Origin of the sequence: Sporosarcina beigongshangi, from assembly GCF_033485195.1 — a bacterium.
GTDB lineage: Bacteria > Bacillota > Bacilli > Bacillales_A > Planococcaceae > Sporosarcina > Sporosarcina beigongshangi.
Map to the genome: position 1 here is coordinate 298,740 of NZ_JAWLIR010000004.1, position 19,541 is coordinate 318,280.

18 protein-coding genes are annotated in these 19,541 nt (G+C 42.7%); all 18 read left to right on the forward strand.

Features of this window, described 5'->3' with window-relative positions:
* Positions 1–72 precede the first annotated feature (72 nt).
* Complete coding sequence (locus R2B77_RS03815) at positions 73–864, forward strand: ribonuclease HII (protein WP_203246207.1); 792 nt, start codon at positions 73–75, stop codon at positions 862–864.
* Positions 861–2,837, forward strand: a complete 1,977-nt coding sequence (locus R2B77_RS03820) for a hypothetical protein (RefSeq protein WP_203246208.1) — start codon at positions 861–863, stop codon at positions 2,835–2,837. The genes R2B77_RS03815 and R2B77_RS03820 overlap by 4 nt, the downstream gene beginning before the upstream one ends.
* Positions 2,834–3,130: an EscU/YscU/HrcU family type III secretion system export apparatus switch protein gene (locus R2B77_RS03825; protein ID WP_203246209.1), complete on the forward strand. Its 297-nt coding sequence runs from the start codon at positions 2,834–2,836 to the stop codon at positions 3,128–3,130. The genes R2B77_RS03820 and R2B77_RS03825 overlap by 4 nt, the downstream gene beginning before the upstream one ends.
* Before the next feature lie 241 nt (positions 3,131–3,371).
* The gene (sucC, locus tag R2B77_RS03830) at positions 3,372–4,532 is read left to right on the forward strand and encodes an ADP-forming succinate--CoA ligase subunit beta (protein WP_203246210.1); all 1,161 of its coding nucleotides are present in this window, start codon (positions 3,372–3,374) and stop codon (positions 4,530–4,532) included.
* Positions 4,533–4,550: 18 nt separating this feature from the next.
* Positions 4,551–5,453, forward strand: coding sequence for a succinate--CoA ligase subunit alpha (gene sucD / locus R2B77_RS03835; protein ID WP_203246211.1), 903 nt, complete (start codon positions 4,551–4,553; stop codon positions 5,451–5,453).
* A gap of 301 nt (positions 5,454–5,754) precedes the next feature.
* Positions 5,755–6,642, forward strand: a complete 888-nt coding sequence (gene dprA, locus R2B77_RS03840; protein ID WP_203246212.1) for a DNA-processing protein DprA — start codon at positions 5,755–5,757, stop codon at positions 6,640–6,642.
* Between the two features lie 307 nt (positions 6,643–6,949).
* The gene (topA, locus tag R2B77_RS03845) at positions 6,950–9,025 is read left to right on the forward strand and encodes a type I DNA topoisomerase (protein WP_203246213.1); all 2,076 of its coding nucleotides are present in this window, start codon (positions 6,950–6,952) and stop codon (positions 9,023–9,025) included.
* Positions 9,026–9,187: 162 nt separating this feature from the next.
* Positions 9,188–10,501, forward strand: a complete 1,314-nt coding sequence (trmFO, locus tag R2B77_RS03850) for an FADH(2)-oxidizing methylenetetrahydrofolate--tRNA-(uracil(54)-C(5))-methyltransferase TrmFO (protein WP_203246214.1) — start codon at positions 9,188–9,190, stop codon at positions 10,499–10,501.
* 346 nt (positions 10,502–10,847) lie between these two features.
* The gene (gene xerC, locus R2B77_RS03855; protein WP_203246215.1) at positions 10,848–11,747 is read left to right on the forward strand and encodes a tyrosine recombinase XerC; all 900 of its coding nucleotides are present in this window, start codon (positions 10,848–10,850) and stop codon (positions 11,745–11,747) included.
* Between the two features lie 12 nt (positions 11,748–11,759).
* Positions 11,760–12,302 carry an ATP-dependent protease subunit HslV gene (gene hslV, locus R2B77_RS03860; RefSeq protein WP_203246216.1) on the forward strand — a complete coding sequence of 181 codons (543 nt, stop codon included), beginning with the start codon at positions 11,760–11,762 and terminating at the stop codon, positions 12,300–12,302.
* Positions 12,299–13,702, forward strand: a complete 1,404-nt coding sequence (gene hslU / locus R2B77_RS03865) for an ATP-dependent protease ATPase subunit HslU (protein ID WP_203246217.1) — start codon at positions 12,299–12,301, stop codon at positions 13,700–13,702. Before hslV ends, hslU begins: the two co-directional genes overlap by 4 nt.
* A gap of 99 nt (positions 13,703–13,801) precedes the next feature.
* Positions 13,802–14,578, forward strand: a complete 777-nt coding sequence (codY, locus tag R2B77_RS03870) for a GTP-sensing pleiotropic transcriptional regulator CodY (protein ID WP_203246218.1) — start codon at positions 13,802–13,804, stop codon at positions 14,576–14,578.
* Positions 14,579–14,917: 339 nt separating this feature from the next.
* Positions 14,918–15,310 carry a flagellar basal body rod protein FlgB gene (gene flgB, locus R2B77_RS03875; protein ID WP_203246219.1) on the forward strand — a complete coding sequence of 131 codons (393 nt, stop codon included), beginning with the start codon at positions 14,918–14,920 and terminating at the stop codon, positions 15,308–15,310.
* A 2-nt stretch (positions 15,311–15,312) separates the two neighbouring features.
* Positions 15,313–15,774, forward strand: coding sequence for a flagellar basal body rod protein FlgC (gene flgC / locus R2B77_RS03880; protein WP_203246220.1), 462 nt, complete (start codon positions 15,313–15,315; stop codon positions 15,772–15,774).
* Between the two features lie 24 nt (positions 15,775–15,798).
* Complete coding sequence (fliE, locus tag R2B77_RS03885; protein ID WP_203246221.1) at positions 15,799–16,107, forward strand: flagellar hook-basal body complex protein FliE; 309 nt, start codon at positions 15,799–15,801, stop codon at positions 16,105–16,107.
* 62 nt (positions 16,108–16,169) lie between these two features.
* A complete protein-coding gene (gene fliF / locus R2B77_RS03890) occupies positions 16,170–17,750 on the forward strand; it encodes a flagellar basal-body MS-ring/collar protein FliF (RefSeq protein WP_203246222.1) in 1,581 nt (526 codons plus the stop codon).
* Between the two features lie 14 nt (positions 17,751–17,764).
* Positions 17,765–18,778: a flagellar motor switch protein FliG gene (gene fliG / locus R2B77_RS03895; RefSeq protein ID WP_212391084.1), complete on the forward strand. Its 1,014-nt coding sequence runs from the start codon at positions 17,765–17,767 to the stop codon at positions 18,776–18,778.
* Positions 18,771–19,541 carry a flagellar assembly protein FliH gene (gene fliH, locus R2B77_RS03900; protein ID WP_203246223.1) on the forward strand — a complete coding sequence of 257 codons (771 nt, stop codon included), beginning with the start codon at positions 18,771–18,773 and terminating at the stop codon, positions 19,539–19,541. Before fliG ends, fliH begins: the two co-directional genes overlap by 8 nt.

A 19,541-nucleotide genomic window follows, 5' to 3' on the forward strand; every position in this document is an offset into this window, starting at 1 on the left:
ATAGATGGGTAGAAAAACGCTGTGAATAGCCGATATATGTAGTAAAGTGATTAGGAAATTGAGTTGCGGAAGGTGAGTACACTGACAACGATTAAAGAAATTGTGGAAAAATTACGGACGACAGAAGAGCCCGCACCGTGGATGGAAGAGCTCGCACAAGATTCAAGAGCTGGCGTAAAAACTGCATTGGCAAGATGGCAACGTAACTACAACAAGAAAGAAATCATTCTCCAAGAGCATAGCGCTAAAAGGGCTTTTGACGAGTCGTTTGCGCCATTTGAAGGTGCAAGGGTTGCTGGGGTTGATGAAGCGGGTAGAGGGCCGTTAGCAGGTCCTGTAGTGACGGCAGCAGTCATTTTGCCGCAGGAAGTCCCGGAATTAGTCGGACTCGATGATTCGAAGACCATCTCAAGGGCGGAGCGTCAACGGCTCGCCGCGCTAATCCGCGACGTCGCCATCAGTTATTCGACACATGTCCAAGCGTCACAACGTATTGATGAATTAAATATTTACGCCGCAACAAAAGATTCAATGGAGCAAGCCGTACAATCGCTCGCGGTTAGACCGGACTTTGTCATTGTCGATGCAATGGCACTTCACATAGATTGTCCAACTGCATCTGTTATAAAAGGTGATGCCAAGAGCCTAGCCGTTGCTGCAGCCTCTATTCTCGCGAAGACGACAAGGGATGCGATTATGGATCAGCTGCATATTGATTATCCTGTGTATCATTTCGAGAAAAATGCAGGGTATGGAACAGCGGAACATGTTGAGGCACTAGAAATACACGGTCCATGCGAACATCATCGCGCAACTTTTGAACCAGTCAAATCAATGCTAGCAAAAGGGGGCATGACCAAATGAGCTTTCCAACGATGGCGCCGATAACAAATCCGGTAACGACAGCTGCTACCCAAACGAAACCGCTTGTCTTGAACGAAGGACAGATGTTCCACGGGCAAATTAAGCAACTGTTCCCTGGGCAAATGGCAGAAGTGCAAATTGGTAATCACAAGTTAATTGCCAAGCTAGAAGTACCTTTGAAAGCTGGCGATTCCTACTATTTTCAAGTGAATGCCGTTAAACCAGAACTGCAATTGAAAATCATATCAGGTCCTACACAGACGACGGAAGGGCAAGCTCCTAAATTGGGTGGGCTAATGGACGCGATGCAATTGCCAAAGACACCTGAAATGCAAGCCTTACTCACCTTTGTGATGAAAAATAAAATTCCGATGACAAGGGAGAATTTACTTGAAGCGGAAGCGATGCTCAAAAGTGTACCAGCCGCCGCGCGGAACGAAGCGCTCGCCTCTATCCAAAAGATAATTGAATTGAAATTACCTTTGACGGAAACGAATTTTCGCTCCTTATTAGGTGTCGAGACAAAGGAAGGACTGCACACTGTCCTTGCCTCGCTCAAAAATAGTTTGTTAGCTGATACTGCTGTTAGCTCACAAGCGAAAGATGCTATTCTTGCGGCACTTGACAAGATGGCGAAGCCGTTAATGCAGGCGACAGGAGGAGCACTTCTCGGTCAAGCGTTAGTCACATTACTTAGTAGTACAGAAAGTCCAGAAAACCGGTTTTCTACTTTGCAAATGCTAAAAAGCGCTGGAGTTTTGCCGCCACAAACTTCGCTAGCAAACTTGCAGCAAGTGCTCACTTCGCTACTAACAACAGCGGAAGATGGAGCACGTCCGCAAGCTCCACTGAATGGTGACATAGCACAGCGAGTGAGCGCTCAAACAACGCAGGCCCTTCCGCAGTCTGCACAAGGGCTACAAGAATTAGTAACGCTCCTCAAACAATTGGGCAATGCATCTTCGGAGCAAATGAAAGCCCCTATAGAGGCGTTAAAAGTATTATTAGCGGCTGAACCGACGCTAACGAATGGACAAAAGACGGAGTTGTTGGCAATTCTCAATCGTCCTCTTGGTACACCTCCTGCTGCTGACGTGGCAACGAAGCTTGTCCAGGAATTTAGTCAGGCGCTAATTCGGGGGACGGCTGAGAATGCAGTTGCAACACCGCTTCAGATGCACACGCCGTTCCAAGGCGTGAAAGAACAATTGCTTAACTTACTCGGTCAGCAATTACCGCAACAAGGGGCAGAAAAGCTAGCTGCACTTGTGCAAGCAGCAGAACGCTCCGACAATGGTGCCATTCAAAAAGCACTTCAAACGGCTGAAACGGTAGTTGCCGCCGCTGTCGACGGTAAAACAGTGAAAGAGGCATTGCAAACGGTTATTCGCTCAATGGGTTTCAATTACGAGGCTGGCTTACTAAGTAAGGATGCCGATGTTGGGCGTCTTGCCGAGTCATTAAAGCCGCAATTGCTAGCGTTAATGCAGGACTTAACCGTATCTCCCGCACTACGTGAGGCGGCAGAAACGGTCGTTATGCGGATGAATGGTCCGCTTCTTCAATCTGGAGAAAATGGAGTTCAGCATCAGCTCGTTATGCAAGTGCCACTGGAGTTTTTCGGCAAACGAATTGATGCGACATTGCAGTGGAATGGTCGCATGAAAGCTGATGGTAAAATTGATCCCGATTTTGCCCGGATTCTCTTTTATCTCGACCTCGGTTCCATTAAACAGACAGTCATAGACATGCAAGTACAAAACCGTGTCATTTCAGTGACTGTCTTCAATGCAGATGAATCGCTCAAAGCGCTTGGAGCGCCACTGCAGCAAAGGCTGAGAGAAGGGTTAGAAGCAGTCGGTTACAAATTATCAGCCGTCTTTTTCAAAAACTTTGCTGAGGAAGAACAAAATATGCCCAAAAAGAAGCAAAGTATCGTGACCGATGGACAAGGAGTTGATTTTCGTATATGACGACTGAGAGACATGTCCGAAAAGAGGCGGTTGCACTTTCCTATGACCCGAACTCGAGCAGTGCACCAAAAGTAGTAGCGTCGGGAAAAGGGAAAATTGCTGAAAACATTGTAGAAAAAGCAAAGGAGCATGCTATACCGATTCAAGAAGATCCGAGTCTTGTGGAAATTTTAGGGCAATTGAATATCAATGAATCGATACCAGAAGAGTTATATAAAGCGGTTTCTGAGGTTTTTGCTTACATTTACCAAGTAGATCGTGAGCACGGCTTAATAAAGAAGCAAAAACTCTAAAATCAATCGCGCCTCGGCGTGATTGCGTCCGGAGGCTTTAACTTAATTCAGCAAATGTATCTGTACTGAAAGCAAAGCGTCAGCTATAGGGGGTTGAACCCCTACTGAATTGAATGCTAGATAAAGTTAAATACAACAAATGCCTAGATTCGACATTCAGTTGTGGACATTGTTTGACATGTTTACTACAATGGTTAAGGCAAGTAAATTATGAGATACAAGTTCGATTGGAGGATGTAAGATGAATATCCATGAATATCAAGGTAAACAGTTGCTAAGAGAATATGGTGTAGCTGTTTCAAAAGGCCTTGTTGCTTTCTCTCCTGAAGAGGCAGTTAAAGCGGCAAAAGAGCTAGGTACGGACGTCATCGTTGTCAAAGCACAAATCCACGCGGGTGGACGTGGGAAAGCGGGCGGCGTTAAGATTGCCAAAAATCTTGACGAAGTGCGTGCTTACGCAAAAGAATTGATCGGTAAAACGCTTGTGACGCACCAAACAGGTCCAGAAGGTAAAGAAGTGAAACGTCTTCTTATCGAAGAAGGTTCCGACATTAAAAAAGAATACTATCTTGGACTTGTTCTAGATAGTGCAACAGACCGTGTTACACTAATGGGTTCTGAAGAAGGCGGAATGGACATCGAGGAAGTTGCGGAAGCAACACCTGAAAAGATTTTCAAAGAAGTCATCGACCCAGTAGTAGGATTGACTGGCTTCCAAGCACGTCGTATGGCATTCAACATGAATATTCCTGCACATCTTGTAAACAAAGCAGCGAAATTCATGCTTGGTTTGTACCAAGTATTCGTTGAAAAAGACGCATCTATCGTTGAAATTAACCCACTAGTTGTAACAGGTGGGGACGACGTACTTGCGCTTGATGCGAAGTTCAACTTCGATGACAGTGCACTTTTCCGTCATAAAGACATTCAAGAGCTTCGTGACTTCGATGAAGAAGATCCGAAAGAAATTGAAGCTTCTAAGTATGACCTAAGCTATATTTCCCTAGACGGTAGCGTTGGTTGTATGGTAAACGGTGCAGGTCTTGCAATGGCTACAATGGACACGATTAACTACTTCGGTGGTTCACCTGCTAACTTCCTTGACGTTGGTGGTAGTGCAACGGCTGAAAAAGTAACAGAAGCATTCAAAATCATTCTTTCAGATCCGAATGTTAAAGGCATTTTCGTTAACATTTTCGGTGGTATCATGAAGTGTGACGTTATTGCTGAAGGTGTTATCACTGCATCAAAAGAAGTAGGGCTTCAAGTGCCACTAGTTGTTCGTTTGGAAGGTACAAATGTTGACAAAGGTAAAGCGCTATTGAACGAATCAGGCTTGAACATCATCGCTGCTGATACAATGGCAGACGGTGCTAAAAAGATTGTTGAACTCGTAGGTTAAGAAAGGCAGGGACAAACGATGAGTATTTTTATTAACAAAGATACAAAAGTAATCGTACAAGGAATTACAGGTGCTACAGCACTTTTCCATACACAACAAATGCTTGAATATGGCACGAAAATCGTCGGTGGAGTTACGCCAGGAAAAGGCGGAACAGAAGCAGCGGGTGTACCTGTTTTCAATACAGTTGAAGAAGCTGTTAAAGCAACAGGCGCAAACGTTTCAGTTATTTATGTACCAGCTCCATTTGCAGCAGATGCAATTTTGGAAGCAGTAGATGCAGACCTTGATATGACAATCTGTATTACAGAACATATTCCAGTCTTAGACATGGTAAAAGTGAAGCGCTACATGGAAGGCAAGAAAACACGTCTTGTCGGCCCGAACTGCCCAGGTGTTATTACGGCAGACGAATGTAAAATCGGTATCATGCCTGGTTACATTCATACAAAAGGTCATGTTGGCGTCGTTTCACGCTCAGGTACATTGACGTATGAAGCTACTCACCAATTGAGCCAAGCAGGAATCGGTCAAACGACTGCTGTTGGTATCGGTGGAGACCCAGTAAATGGGACAAACTTTATCGACGTACTAAAAGAATTCAACGAAGACCCTGAAACATATGCGGTTGTCATGATCGGTGAAATCGGTGGAACTGGTGAAGAAGAAGCCGCTGCATGGATCAAAGAAAACATGACGAAGCCTGTCGTTGGCTTTATCGGTGGACAAACAGCTCCTGAAGGAAAACGTATGGGCCATGCTGGTGCCATCATTTCTGGCGGTAAAGGGACTGCTGCTGAAAAAATCAAAGCACTTAACGCTGCTGGCGTTGAAGTTGCAGACACACCATCTGTTATTGGTGAAACGCTTATTAAAGTTATCAAAGAAAAAGGTCTGTACGAAAAGTGTAAAACACATTAATATAAAGGATGTAGCGTATATTTTATGCGCTGCATCTTTTTTATCTTCATTCAGCAAAATATTTTGTACTGAAAGCGAAGCGTCAGCTACAGAAGACTCCCACCTCTATAGGTGGCGAGATGAATGCGGTTTTGTTTTTTCTGTTCAGCGAGTGTTCAAATGCCTGCTGAACGAAGATAAAGCCTCCGGCGGATGTCACAGATTTTGAAAGGAGTCAATCGAGCAAGCTCGATTCAAAATCTGGACGCAATTACGCCAAGTCGTAATTGATATACAAAAAAGTATAAAAAGGAGGAGTTTAATGGAGCTAACGAACGTAGAAAAGCGACTACTAGCGCTGCATTATGTATTTCCGGTACCGTTGAACAGATTGAACAGACTTTATGAGACCGACCCCACTCTCGAAAAGTTGTATACGTACCGACCGATGGAGCTCGTTCACCTACTCGGCATTTCACTGGAGAAGGCCATTCAATTGAAGGAAAGTTTACAGCAAAATAGCATGACTCCGTATGATAAATTATATGAGCGCCATGCCATTACCCCGATCCCATTCTCACATCCCCACTACCCTGAGCAATTACGTGTACTTATTGATCCACCGACCGTTTTGTATACGAAAGGTAATCAGAAAATACTACAAAAACCCTTAAAAATCGCTATTATCGGCTCACGGAAAGCTACTATTTATTCCAAACGAGCCATGTCGCTTATTGTGCCTCCCCTTGTAAAAAATGAAGTTGTCATTGTTTCTGGGCTAGCTAGAGGTGCTGATACGATGGCGCATGAGGCGGCGATTGAATTTGGTGGACAAACGATTGCAGTTCTTGGCCATGGTTTATTTCACCTCTATCCAAAAGAGAATCGGTTGCTTGCTGAGGAAATGGCGAAGCATCAGCTGTTACTAACGGAATATCCGCCTTATGTAAAACCGAAGCGTTGGACATTTCCGATGCGCAATCGAATTATTAGTGGCCTGTCTGATGCTGTCGTTGTAACAGAATCGACTGACAAAAGCGGTACGATGAGTACAGTTGAGCACGCACTCGATCATGGCAAAGATATTTTTACAGTTCCAGGACCTATCACATCGCGGTTGTCTATTGGCCCAAATAAGCTACTAGATGAAGGTGCAAAGCCGATTTGGAATGGTTTTCAAATCGTTGAATCGCTTGTTTCAAATCGTTAAATATATCGTCTTCTTATTGAAAAGGTTGCTTTATTCTTAAATCTGTTATACATTTTGCAACAGATATTCTTTTATCTTCGTTCAGCGGAAAACCTGCTGGATAAAGATAAAGCCTCCGGCGGATGTCGCAGATTTTTTAGGGTGCTTAGGAAGGCAGACTAAGTGCGCGACGTCCTGAAAAGTGTCTTAATTTCTGCAAAGAACGCAGAAATACGGCAAATCGAACCCTTCGCTGTTCGATTCGCAATTACGCCGAGGTATAATTGATAGAATAAATACGGAACCTCTTTAAGGAGGCACATAAATAATGGCAGATTACTTAGTAATCGTGGAATCCCCTGCAAAGGCGAAAACGATTGAACGCTATCTTGGGAAAAAATATAAAGTACGTGCATCACTCGGTCATTTGCGCGATCTTCCGCGCAGTCAAATGGGTGTCGATACTGAAAATAATTATGAACCGAAGTATATTACCATTCGTGGTAAAGGCCCCATTCTTCAAGATTTGAAAAAAGAAGCGAAAAAAGCAAAAAAAATCTTTCTCGCGGCTGACCCCGACAGAGAAGGGGAAGCGATTGCGTGGCATCTAGCACATCAGCTTGGTGTTGACATCGATTCGGATTGTCGTGTCGTCTTCAATGAGATTACGAAAGAGGCAATTAAGGAATCGTTTAAAAATCCAAGGCCGATTGACATGGACCTAGTGGACGCTCAACAAGCGCGCCGCATACTAGATAGACTTGTAGGCTATAACATTAGCCCGATTTTATGGAAGAAAGTTAAAAAAGGTCTTTCAGCTGGACGTGTTCAGTCTGTTGCACTTCGCTTAATCATCGACCGGGAAAATGAAATTCAGACGTTTGTTCCTGAAGAATATTGGAGCATTACGAGCCAATTTAAAAAAGGTAATAAGGAATTTGAAGCTGTATTTTATGGTGATACAAAGAAAAAAGTGAAGCTTGTAAACAAAGAGCAAGTCGATGCAATCATTGGTCAGCTGGACAAAGGTGACTTTGAAATTGCAAACGTCGTGAAAAAAGAACGGAAGCGCAATCCTGCATTACCATTCACTACGTCATCCTTACAGCAAGAGGCTGCCCGTAAGTTGAACTTCCGAGCAAGGAAAACGATGATGCTTGCTCAACAGCTTTATGAGGGGATTAACCTCGGTAAAGAAGGCAGCGTCGGTCTGATCACTTATATGAGAACGGATTCAACGCGAATCGCTGATAGTGCGAAAGAAGAAGCGAAGTCATTTATCGAAACAATGTATGGAAAAGAATTCGTGACGGCAACAAAGCCAGTTAAAAAAGATTCTACTAAAACGCAGGATGCGCACGAGGCGGTTCGACCTACATCTGTTATGCGCCCTCCGGCTGCTATGAAAACAGTGTTATCACGTGATCAATTGCGACTATACAAGCTTATTTGGGAACGTTTCGTCGCGAGCCAGATGGCCCCTGCCATCCTGGATACGGTTACAGTCGATCTTGTGAACAATGATGTTCGCTTTAGAGCGAACGGCTCACAGGTCAAATTCCAAGGGTTTATGAAGGTGTATGTAGAAGGCGATGACGATAAGGAAGAAGAAAAGGATCGTATTTTGCCACCGCTAGAAGAAGGCGAGCATTTGAAATATAGTGATATCGATCCGAAGCAGCACTTTACACAACCACCGCCAAGGTACTCGGAAGCGAGATTAGTCAAAACATTGGAAGAGTTAGGCATAGGTCGTCCTTCCACTTTTGCACCGACGCTTGATACGATTCAAAAGCGCGGCTATGTGACGTTGGATGCCAAGCGCTTTATCCCGACGGAGCTTGGTGAAATTGTCCATCAAGCAGTCAATCAATATTTTCCTGATATTATCGATGTAGAATTTACGGCGCAAATGGAGCAGGGACTTGATAATGTCGAGGAAGGTAACATTAAATGGGTTGAAGTCATTGATTTGTTCTATCGCGATTTTGAAAAGCATGTTCAAGTAGCTGATGCTGAGATGGAAAAAATTGAAATTAAAGATGAGCCTGCTGGTGAGGATTGCGAAAAATGTGGTTTACCAATGGTGTTTAAGCTAGGTCGTTACGGTAAGTTCATGGCTTGCTCTGGTTTTCCAGATTGTCGCAATACGAAGGCGATTATTAAGCCGATTGGCGTCACTTGTCCGACTTGTAAAGAGGGGCAAGTGGTTGAGCGAAAAAGTAAGACGAAGCGGATTTTCTACGGCTGCGACCGTTACCCAGAATGTGAATATGTATCATGGGACAAGCCGGTTGCTAGACCTTGTCCAAAATGTGAGCATACGCTAGTTGAGAAGAAATTGAAAAAAGGTGTACAAATTCAATGTACGGAATGTGATTATAAAGAGGATACACAGCAATAAAGTTGATTTCACTGAATCCGCTACGGTGCTCGGGGTGCCTCCCGCCATAAGCCAGGTAGCTTCGCCACCAGTCTTATGGCTTCGGCGACCCCTTTTAAGGTGCCTTCGCTTGGTTCACAAATCCAACCTTATTAATAAGTATTGTGGAAAGTAGGTAATGGAATGACACCCACCGTAAATGTTATAGGTGCTGGACTTGCTGGAAGTGAGGCTGCGTGGCAAATTGCGAGCCGGGGAGTGAATGTGCGTCTATTTGAAATGAGACCAGTCAAACAGACACCTGCGCATCACACGGACAAATTTGCTGAACTGGTGTGTAGTAACTCATTGCGTGCCAACAACTTAACGAATGCAGTCGGCGTCATCAAAGAAGAGATGAGAAAACTTGATTCGCTCATTATTCGTGCGGCGGATGCCTGTGCAGTTCCGGCCGGAGGAGCGTTAGCTGTTGACCGCCATGAGTTTGCGGGCAATGTAACAGAGACAATTCGAAACCATTCACTCATCGAAATTGTGAATGAGGAAGTAACAGAACTTCCAGAGGGAATTACGATTATTGCGACAGGTCCACTTACATCACCGGCACTTGCGGAGCAAATTCTTAAATTGACAGGTGAGGAATATCTTTATTTCTATGATGCGGCAGCGCCAATCATTGAAAAAGATTCGATTGATATGGACAAGGTTTATTTAAAATCTCGTTATGATAAAGGCGAAGCGGCTTATCTGAACTGTCCGATGAATGAAGAGGAATTCGAACGGTTTCACAACGCTCTCGTTGCAGCGGAAGTAGTTCCTTTAAAAGAATTTGAAAAAGAAATTTACTTTGAAGGCTGTATGCCTGTAGAAGTGCTTGCTCAACGCGGTGAAAAAACCTTGCTATTCGGAGCACTTAAACCAGTAGGCTTAGAGCATCCTGAGACAGGAAAGCGTCCGAAAGCAGTTGTGCAGCTGCGTCAAGATGACGCTGCAGGTACTTTGTACAATATCGTCGGGTTCCAAACGCATATGAAATGGGGAGCGCAAAAAGAAGTTATTAATCTTATTCCGGGGCTGGAAAACGTTGAAATTGTACGCTATGGTGTGATGCATCGAAATACATTTGTCAACTCACCCCGGGTACTAGACGCGACTTATCAATTGAAAGCAAATCCGAATATTTTCTTTGCCGGTCAGATGACAGGTGTTGAAGGATATGTAGAATCAGCTGGTTCAGGTCTAATAGCTGGCATCAATGCGGCAAATTTGGCGCTAGGAAAAGAACCAATCCTCTTCCCACATGAAACGGCATTGGGAAGCATGGCGCGCTATATTACGGAAGCAGACCCCAAAAACTTTCAACCGATGAATATTAATTTCGGATTGTTCCCAGAGCTTGGCGAACGTGTGAAGTCCAAGGTTGAACGTGCAGAAAAACATGCGGAACGTGCATTGAAGACTATACTAGAATTTCAACCAACCGTATCGACTAATTAATAAATGACGAAAAGAAGTAGTTCTGGGAGAAAATCCTAGTCTTCTTCTTTTTTTTACGTTAAAGTACTTAATTGATGTGGCGTAATTTTCAGATATGAACAAATTGTGTCAGGAAAACGAACAAATCAAAAGAGGTCTGACTTCTTATGAAAAGAAAGTTGCTCGATGTTCATCATATAATGTATAGTGAATCGTGGATGACTTTTGAATAAGCGAATTAATCGCCATTTTCTAGTCACTTTGTACGTCAGAGCGCTACTATACTTCGTAAAATGTGTTTTACTATTCAAACGACTCGTAATTTTGTTATAATACCAGAGGCTTTTCATTCTAAGGGGTGAATTATATGGCTCTACAACCATCTCATATTCGGGATGAATACATTACTTATGTCCGCTTGGAAAAAAACTACTCATTTTATACCGTATTAGAATATGAAAAAGATGTCGATGCATTTCTGGAATTTCTAGAGGTCGAAGGAATAACCGATTTGAATGATGTCGCATATTCTGAAGCGAGGCTTTACGTGACAGGCCTGTATGATAAAGGATTGGCAAGAGCGTCGATTTCTAGAAAGATTTCTTCAGTTCGTTCTTTTTTTAAGTTTGCGAATGCTCGCTATGACATCAATGATATTGCATTCCGATCGCTGCATCATCCGAAAAAGGAAGAACGGCTTCCGGCTTTTTTTTATGAAGAGGAACTGGAATTGTTATTTTCGTCTTGTAAAGGGGAAGATAAGAAATCATTACGTGATTATGCCATCCTCGAGTTACTTTATGCAACGGGCATACGTGTAAGTGAGTTGCTATCCATACGAATGAAGGATATTGATGACCATCTAGGCATTGTCCTCATCATGGGGAAGGGTCGTAAAGAACGTTATGTGCCTTTTGGCAGTTATGCACAATCTGCATTGGATGCTTACCGTGAAAACAGTAGGCTGGATTTGATGAAACAGAAAGAGCATGATATGTTATTTGTCAATTTACGTGGTGATCCGCTAACCGATAGAGGGGTGCGTCATATACTAAGCAAGATGATGGAACAGGCATCACTACACTCGAAAATATATCCGCATATGATTCGCCATTCTTTTGCAACGCATCTGCTAGCAGGTGGTGCTGATATGAGAACTGTTCAAGAGTTACTTGGCCATAGTCATTTATCTTCAACGCAAGTGTATACCCATATTACGAAAGAGCATTTACGGAAAACGTATATGAATACGCATCCGCGAGCATAGGAGGAAGATAGGATGGAGTTCCATGCAACGACGATTTTTGCGATTCGCCATGAGGGGTCTTGTGCTATGTCAGGCGATGGGCAGGTAACGGTAGGAAATGCAGTCGTGATGAAGCGTACAGCGAAAAAAGTGCGTAGAATCTTCGGTGGAAAAGTATTGGCAGGATTTGCAGGATCGGTGGCAGACGCCTTCACATTATTTGAATTATTCGAGGCGAAGCTAACGGAGTACAATGGAAATCTTGAACGTGCCTCTGTTGAATTGGCAAAGGAATGGCGTGGAGATCGAATTCTTCGGAAACTTGAAGCGATGTTACTCGTCATGGATAGTGAACGTTTATTACTTGTATCGGGAACAGGAGAGGTTATCGAACCCGATGATGGCATTTTGGCTATTGGTTCGGGCGGCAACTATGCGCTCGCTGCTGGCCGGGCATTGAAAAAGTATAGCGGTCATTCGCTGACTGCGCCGGAAATTGCGAAAGCGGCTTTGGAAACGGCTGCTGAAATTTGTGTCTACACGAATGACAACATTATTGTGGAGGTCCTCGAATGACTAACAGACAGGAACTGACGCCAAAGGAATTGACTGCGCATCTTGACCGTTTTATTATCGGCCAAAACGATGCTAAACGAGCCGTTGCTGTTGCGATTCGTAATCGGTATAGAAGAAGTCGATTACCAGACGAAGAAAAAAGTGAAATCATTCCGAAAAACATTCTAATGATTGGTCCGACTGGTGTTGGGAAGACTGAAATTGCAAGAAGGATTGCTAAGCTAGTCAATGCGCCATTCATTAAAGTCGAAGCGACAAAGTTTACTGAAGTAGGCTATGTCGGACGTGATGTCGAGTCGATGGTAAGAGATCTAACTGAAGTCGGGGTGCGTATTGTTCGGCAAGAACAGCGTGAAGCTGTAAAAGCGCATGCAACTGTCCTAGCTGAGGAACGATTGGTCGAGCTGCTTGTTCCTGAAAAAAAGAAAATGGGTGGCGGTATGCAAAATCCATTTGAAATGCTGTTTGGACAAAAGGCGGAGCCAGAAGAAACCGATTATGCAGAGATTGCCGAAGTGAAGAGCAAACGCTCGACCGTCGCGGCGGGCTTAAAAGCGGGGCAGCTGGAAGAGCAAATGGTCACAATTGAAGTGACTGCTCAGCAACCATCTATGTTTGATGCGCTACAAGGTTCGGGTATGGAACAAATGGGTGCCAATATGCAAGACGCCCTCTCTTCCTTCATGCCGAAAAAATCAGTGAAACGTAAGATGAAAGTAAAGGATGCCCGTAAAGCCCTCGAAGCTGAGGAAGCTGACAAACTGATTGACCATGATGAAATTGCAAGGCGGGCAATTGAATTAACGGAGCAATCGGGCATTATCTTCATTGACGAAATGGACAAAATTGCTAGTCGTAACGGTGGAGGTTCTTCAGCGGATGTTTCGCGAGAAGGTGTTCAGCGAGATATTTTACCGATTGTTGAAGGGTCAACAATTTCGACGAAGTATGGAGCGGTGAAGACAGACTTCATTTTGTTCATTGCAGCGGGTGCCTTTCACACAGCGAAGCCTTCGGATATTATTCCCGAGCTTCAAGGTCGTTTCCCGATTCGTGTTGAACTGGAGAAGCTGTCGAAGGATGATTTTGAACGCATTTTGAAAGAGCCGGACTTCTCGCTAATTCGTCAATATGAAAAATTATTAGCGACTGAAGATGTTGTATTGGATTTTACAGACGAGGCAATTAGCAAACTCGCGGAAATTGCATTTGACGTGAATGATCATACAGAAAATATTGGTGCAAGACGACTTCATACAATTTTGGAGAAGCTACTCGAGGAATTATCATTTGAGGCGGCTGATATTGGACCTACAACAATTAAAATAACACCGGCTTATGTCGATGAAAAGTTAAAAAACATTGCTAAAAACAAAGATTTGTCACAATTTATACTATAATTGAAACGTTTTAGTTTATTTAATGATTGAAAACCTTTAGAATATTCATTAAACACAATAACAAATATATTAACAACTATCCCAAGGAGGAAACAACAAATGTCATTATTAGTAAGAACACGTGAAATCAATGCTATGCTACAAAGATCAGCAGGTAAACCGGTAAACTTTAAAGAAATGGCGGAGAAGTTAAGTTCGGTTATTGAATGTAATGCTTTTATCGTCAGCAGAAAAGGTAAATTACTTGGTCTTGAAATTCACCATCAAATTGAAAACGATCGTATGAAAAAAATGTTTGAAGAACGTAAATTCCCAGAAGAGTACACAAACAGACTGTTTGAAGTAAGAGAAACTTCTTCAAACCTAGATGTTGATAGCATTCATACGGTATTCCCAGTTGAAAACCGTGAGCTGTTCAAAGAAGGCTTGACAACGATTGTTCCAATTATCGGTGGTGGGGAGCGTCTTGGTACGCTAATTTTGGCAAGACTGAAAGAAGATTTCCAAGAAGATGATCTAATTCTTGCTGAGTATGGTGCAACAGTTGTTGGTATGGAAATTTTACGTGAAAAATCAGAGCAAATTGAAACAGAAGCTCGCAGTAAAGCGGTCGTTCAAATGGCTATCAATTCGCTATCTTATAGTGAGCATGAAGCGATTGAGCATATTTTCAATGAGCTTGATGGTAACGAAGGCTTGCTAGTTGCATCTAAAATTGCAGACCGTGTAGGCATTACACGTTCAGTAATCGTCAACGCGCTACGTAAGCTTGAAAGTGCTGGCGTTATCGAATCTCGTTCGTTAGGTATGAAAGGTACTTATATCAAAGTGCTAAATGGTAAATTCCTTGAGGAACTTGAAAAACAAAAATCATAATAAGTTAGTCTAAAAGACGCCTCTTCTGAAATCAGAAGAGGTATTTTTTATGCAATTGAAAGTGTTTTATTGGAAAAAATGTATAGGACTTACGGTTAAATACGCACTTTAGATATAAGTATAATAGACCTATTGGGTTAATTGTAAAAAATTATCTATTGATAAAACGGTTGTTTAGGACTAAGAGATATTCACTGTATTTAATAGACAAGATTCGCTAACATCCGCTACAATAGGAGTATATGTTGAAAAGAGTAGTTTGGTAGCAATCAAAAATGTGATCTTGATATTAAGAAAGGCTGTTTGAATTGTACAACTAAGGGAATATGAGGTGAATAGATGAATATTTTTGGAGGAACAATTTCAGATTTGGAACGCGGTTTGGATTTCTCCGCTACGAAGGGAAAGGCGATTTCACAAAATATTGCAAATGTCGACACTCCGAATTACAAAGCGAAAAACGTTAGTTTTAAAGAAGTGTTTGCAGATGTTAGGGCAAACTCACTAGAAGCCTATCGGACAGATGCCCGTCACATCGCATTCAAATCAAATGGAACGCAGCCGGGTGTATTTAACTATTCGAACTTACGCTATCGCCACAATGGCAACGGAGTAGATATGGATAAGGAACAGGCTGATCTTGCAGCAAACCAAATTTACTACAATGCACTTGTCGATCGAATTAACGGAAAGTTCAATACGCTACAAAATGTGATTAAAGGAGGCCGTTGATATTGACGATTTTTCATAGTTTGAACACATCAGCATCTGCCCTAACTGCACAACGTATGCGTATGGATGTTATTTCATCCAATATGGCAAATATTGATACAACGCGCGGTAAAATGGTCGATGGAGAATGGCAGCCTTATCGCCGTAAAACGGTGACGCTTCAACCACGCGAAGGACAATTTTCATCTATGCTAAATGCTTCGATGGGTAGACAAATAAAAGGCTCTGTAGGTAATGGTGTGACGGTTTCAAGAATTCAGGAGGATACCGAAACGCCATTTAAGCTTGTCTTCGACCCTAGTCATCCAGATGCAAATGATGAGGGCTACGTTGAAATGCCGAATGTGGACCCACTAAGGGAAATGATTGACCTGATGTCGGCAACACGGTCCTATGAGGCGAATATCACTGTGTTAAATGCCAACAAATCAATGCTGATGAAAGCACTTGAAATCGGAAAATAACTGATTTGAAAAGGAGATAACATAATGGCGATACAATCTATTTTAAGTACTGCACCATCTACGGGATTGCTGAAAATGGACACGCAGGTGAAACCAACACCCTATGAATCGCAACAAAATTTCGGTAGCTTACTAAAAAATGCGATTGAAGGCGTCAATACGAAGCAGTATGAATCAGATCTAATGACACAAAAATTGGTCATGGGTGAAAATGTCGAACTTCACGACGTTATGATTACGGCTCAAAAAGCATCAATTGCTTTAAACGCTACAATGGAAGTTCGTAACAAAGTGATTGAAGCATACCAAGAAATTATTAGGATGCCTGTCTAATTGAGTGCATTAAGTGATTGGAAAATGATAATTGAATTACGTATGCTGACCGGGGGATTACAATGAATGAAAGATTGACGAAAATCAGAACGGATGCAAAAGAGTTCTGGTCGGGTCGCACAAAAAAACAAAAAATTACATATGTAGGTTCTACTGTGGCTGTCATTTTAATTGCTGCCTTTCTGACGTTTTATTTGTCTAAGACAAATTATGTGACACTCTATTCGGATGTATCCCGGGCGGAAATTGGACGCATTAAAGAACAGTTAGATAGTCAAGGTGTATCGAATAAAATTGCACCAGGCGGCACATCGATACTTGTACCGCAAGAGCGAGTGGATGACTTACTAGTATCCCTGGCAGCAGAAGGGTTTCCAACTTCAGGTACGCCTGGCTATGCCTTTTTCTTTGAAAATGCCGGCTTCGGAACAACGGACAATGAATTCGATATGATTAAGTTAGGAGCAACGCAAACGGAACTTGCCAACTTACTTAAGGGAATCGAAGGCGTGCAAGATGCAAATGTTGTTATCACGTTGCCGAAACAAGGTGTTTTCCTAAATGATACTACGCAGAAAGCAACTGCTGCTGTCATGTTAAAAACAAATCCAGGGCATCAGTTCACTGAACCGCAAATTAACGCACTTTATAATTTAGTAGCGAATGGTGTGTCGAATCTATCGACAGATGATATTACAATTGTCAATCAGTACTCGGAGTCATTTGATTATGGGACTACTACTAATTCATATGGAACTAATATCACTGACCAGATGTCGGTTAAAAAGACAATTGAACGTGATTTACAACGTCAAATCCAAATGATGCTTGGCACGATGATGGGGCAGGATAAAGTGGTTGTATCCGTAACGACGGATATTGACTTTAAGCTCGAAAATCGAGAAGAGAACATTGTGTTGCCAGTAGATGAGGAAAGTATGGAAGGAATCGCGCTTAGCGTCCAACGTATTACGGAAACATTTACGGGGAACGGAGCGCTCGCGGGTGGTTTAACAGAGGGAGCAGATCCTACTGATAACAGGACAACATTGCAAGAAGGCACAATGTCTAACGGTGACTACGAGCGACTCGAAGAAACAGTAAATAACGAAGTGAACCGTATACGTAAAGAGATTGTTGAAAGTCCATACAAAATTAGAGATATCGGGATCCAAGTAATGCTAGATGGCAATGCAGATACGATACCAGTGGAGATGAGGGGCGAAATCGAAAATATTCTTAAAACGATTGCTCGTACATCGGTAGATAAAGTGGCGGCTGGCGTCGATTTTGAGGATACATTGGATAATAAAATTATCGTATCGGTTCAACCATTCAGCGGGAATACAGATCCATTTGCTGTAACGCAGGCTGTTATTCCGTTATGGGCTTATATTGTAGGAGTTGCATTACTTCTCATTATTGGAATTCTTATCTTTATGTTCTTGCGTAGCAAGCGCAAAGCGCGTGAATTGGAAGAAGAAACGATTATTGAGGAACAACTTGCAACATTTAATGTAGACGATATCAATGATGAGCTTGAAACGGAAGGAACTGTCCGCAGGAAGCAGCTTGAGAAGATGGCGAAAGATAAGCCGGAAGAGTTTGCGAAGTTGCTACGTACATGGATTGCCGACGAATGACGGAGGGATGAATTTTGGTTAAGAAAGAAAAAGGAATGACTGGTAAACAAAAAGCGGCACTCCTGCTCATTTCCCTCGGTCCGGAAGTGTCGGCGGCGGTATATAAGCATTTGAGTGAAGATGAAATTGAACGTTTAACACTTGAAATTTCAGGTGTGAAAAAAGTCGAATCGTCTATAAAAGAAGAGATTATCGAAGAGTTTCATAATATTGCATTAGCACAGGATTATATCTCGCAGGGTGGGATTGGCTATGCGAAAACGGTTCTTGAAAAAGCATTAGGTAAAGATCATGCACAAGCGATTATTAATCGCTTGACATCATCCTTACAAGTAAGACCATTTGATTTTGCGAGACGAGCTGATCCTTCACAAATTTTGAATTTTATACAAAATGAGCATCCACAAACGATTGCGCTGATTTTGTCCTACTTAGAGTCAGAGCAGGCGGGAATGATTTTATCATCATTACCGCAAGAGGTGCAGGCAGATATTGCAAGAAGGATTGCGATGATGGACTCAACTTCACCAGAGGTTATCAGTGAAGTTGAAGCGGTTCTTGAACGTAAACTATCTTCAACAGTGACTCAGGACTTCACGGAGACGGGTGGCGTCGATGCGGTAGTCGAAGTACTGAATGGTGTAGACCGAGCGACAGAGAAAACAATCCTCGATGCGCTTGAAATTCAAGACCCAGAGCTGGCAGAAGAGATCCGCAAGCGGATGTTTGTCTTCGAAGATATTGTTACTTTGGACAATCGTTCAATTCAACGAATTGTACGTGATTGTGAGAACGAAGACTTGATTCTGTCATTAAAAGTTTCTAGTGAGGAAGTAAAAGAAGTTTTGTTCCGCAATATGTCCCAGCGGATGGCGGAATCCTTCAAAGAAGAAATGGATGTTATGGGACCTGTGCGCTTACGTGATGTGGAGGAAGCTCAAGCTCGTATTGTAAGTATTATTAGAAGACTTGAAGATTCTGGTGAAATCATCATCGCGCGTGGCGGAGGAGATGATATCATTGTCTAACGTATTCCGTTCGTTCAATACGATATCTCAACAAGGGCAAATGAGAGAAATCTCAATCCGTAGTTTAGCGATTCCCCAGGAGCTCGATGTAACGGAAGAGTTAACATTAGAGGATGTACTTGCAGAACGTGATCGTCTATTGAAAGCCGCAAAGCATGAAATTGAACAAGAGAAAGCAGAAATCGAACAGATGCGACAAATTGCGACAGAGGATATTTCGGCTATGCAGGAAGCTTGGCAGGATGAAAAAACTGTTCTGCAACAGCAGGCTTACGACGAGGGATTCCAAGTCGGCTTTGAAGAAGGGCATAATAAAGCAGTGTCCGAAATGACTAATGCCGTCCGAATTGCCAATGAAGCAACAGAACAATCCCATAAAAACGCACAGCAATATTTAGATAGTCAAGAGCGAGTAATTCTTGAATTAGGTATGCGTACAGCGGAACGCATCATGGGGCAATCGTTAGAGGATGATGAAACGAATTATATCGCAGTTGTGAAAAGGGCATTGAAGGAAGCACGAGAAATGAAAGAGATTAAGCTATATGTTTCACTCGATTATTTTGAATTAGTTTCTGACAATCGCGCGGAGCTTGCAGCTATTTTTCCACCAGATGTTCCATTTCTAATTTTTGCCAATGAAGAGTTTGAAGCGACGCAATGTTATATCGAAACAAATCACGGTCGAATTGTAGTCAGCATCGATGAACAGCTGAACGAATTAAGAGAAGGGCTCGTTGAAATCATGGAAGGCGGGAATTGA

What these genes read in the sequence shown, in the direction of transcription:
- trmFO (WP_203246214.1), top strand. Translation starts at nt 9,188, where the DNA reads ATGACACCCACCGTAAATGTTATAGGTGCTGGACTTGCTGGAAGTGAG.
- xerC (WP_203246215.1), top strand. Translation starts at nt 10,848, where the DNA reads ATGGCTCTACAACCATCTCATATTCGGGATGAATACATTACTTATGTC.
- flgB (WP_203246219.1), top strand. Translation starts at nt 14,918, where the DNA reads ATGAATATTTTTGGAGGAACAATTTCAGATTTGGAACGCGGTTTGGAT.
- sucD (WP_203246211.1), top strand. Translation starts at nt 4,551, where the DNA reads ATGAGTATTTTTATTAACAAAGATACAAAAGTAATCGTACAAGGAATT.
- sucC (WP_203246210.1), top strand. Translation starts at nt 3,372, where the DNA reads ATGAATATCCATGAATATCAAGGTAAACAGTTGCTAAGAGAATATGGT.
- topA (WP_203246213.1), top strand. Translation starts at nt 6,950, where the DNA reads ATGGCAGATTACTTAGTAATCGTGGAATCCCCTGCAAAGGCGAAAACG.
- fliF (WP_203246222.1), top strand. Translation starts at nt 16,170, where the DNA reads ATGAATGAAAGATTGACGAAAATCAGAACGGATGCAAAAGAGTTCTGG.
- dprA (WP_203246212.1), top strand. Translation starts at nt 5,755, where the DNA reads ATGGAGCTAACGAACGTAGAAAAGCGACTACTAGCGCTGCATTATGTA.
- fliE (WP_203246221.1), top strand. Translation starts at nt 15,799, where the DNA reads ATGGCGATACAATCTATTTTAAGTACTGCACCATCTACGGGATTGCTG.
- R2B77_RS03820 (WP_203246208.1), top strand. Translation starts at nt 861, where the DNA reads ATGAGCTTTCCAACGATGGCGCCGATAACAAATCCGGTAACGACAGCT.
- hslU (WP_203246217.1), top strand. Translation starts at nt 12,299, where the DNA reads ATGACTAACAGACAGGAACTGACGCCAAAGGAATTGACTGCGCATCTT.
- codY (WP_203246218.1), top strand. Translation starts at nt 13,802, where the DNA reads ATGTCATTATTAGTAAGAACACGTGAAATCAATGCTATGCTACAAAGA.
- hslV (WP_203246216.1), top strand. Translation starts at nt 11,760, where the DNA reads ATGGAGTTCCATGCAACGACGATTTTTGCGATTCGCCATGAGGGGTCT.
- R2B77_RS03825 (WP_203246209.1), top strand. Translation starts at nt 2,834, where the DNA reads ATGACGACTGAGAGACATGTCCGAAAAGAGGCGGTTGCACTTTCCTAT.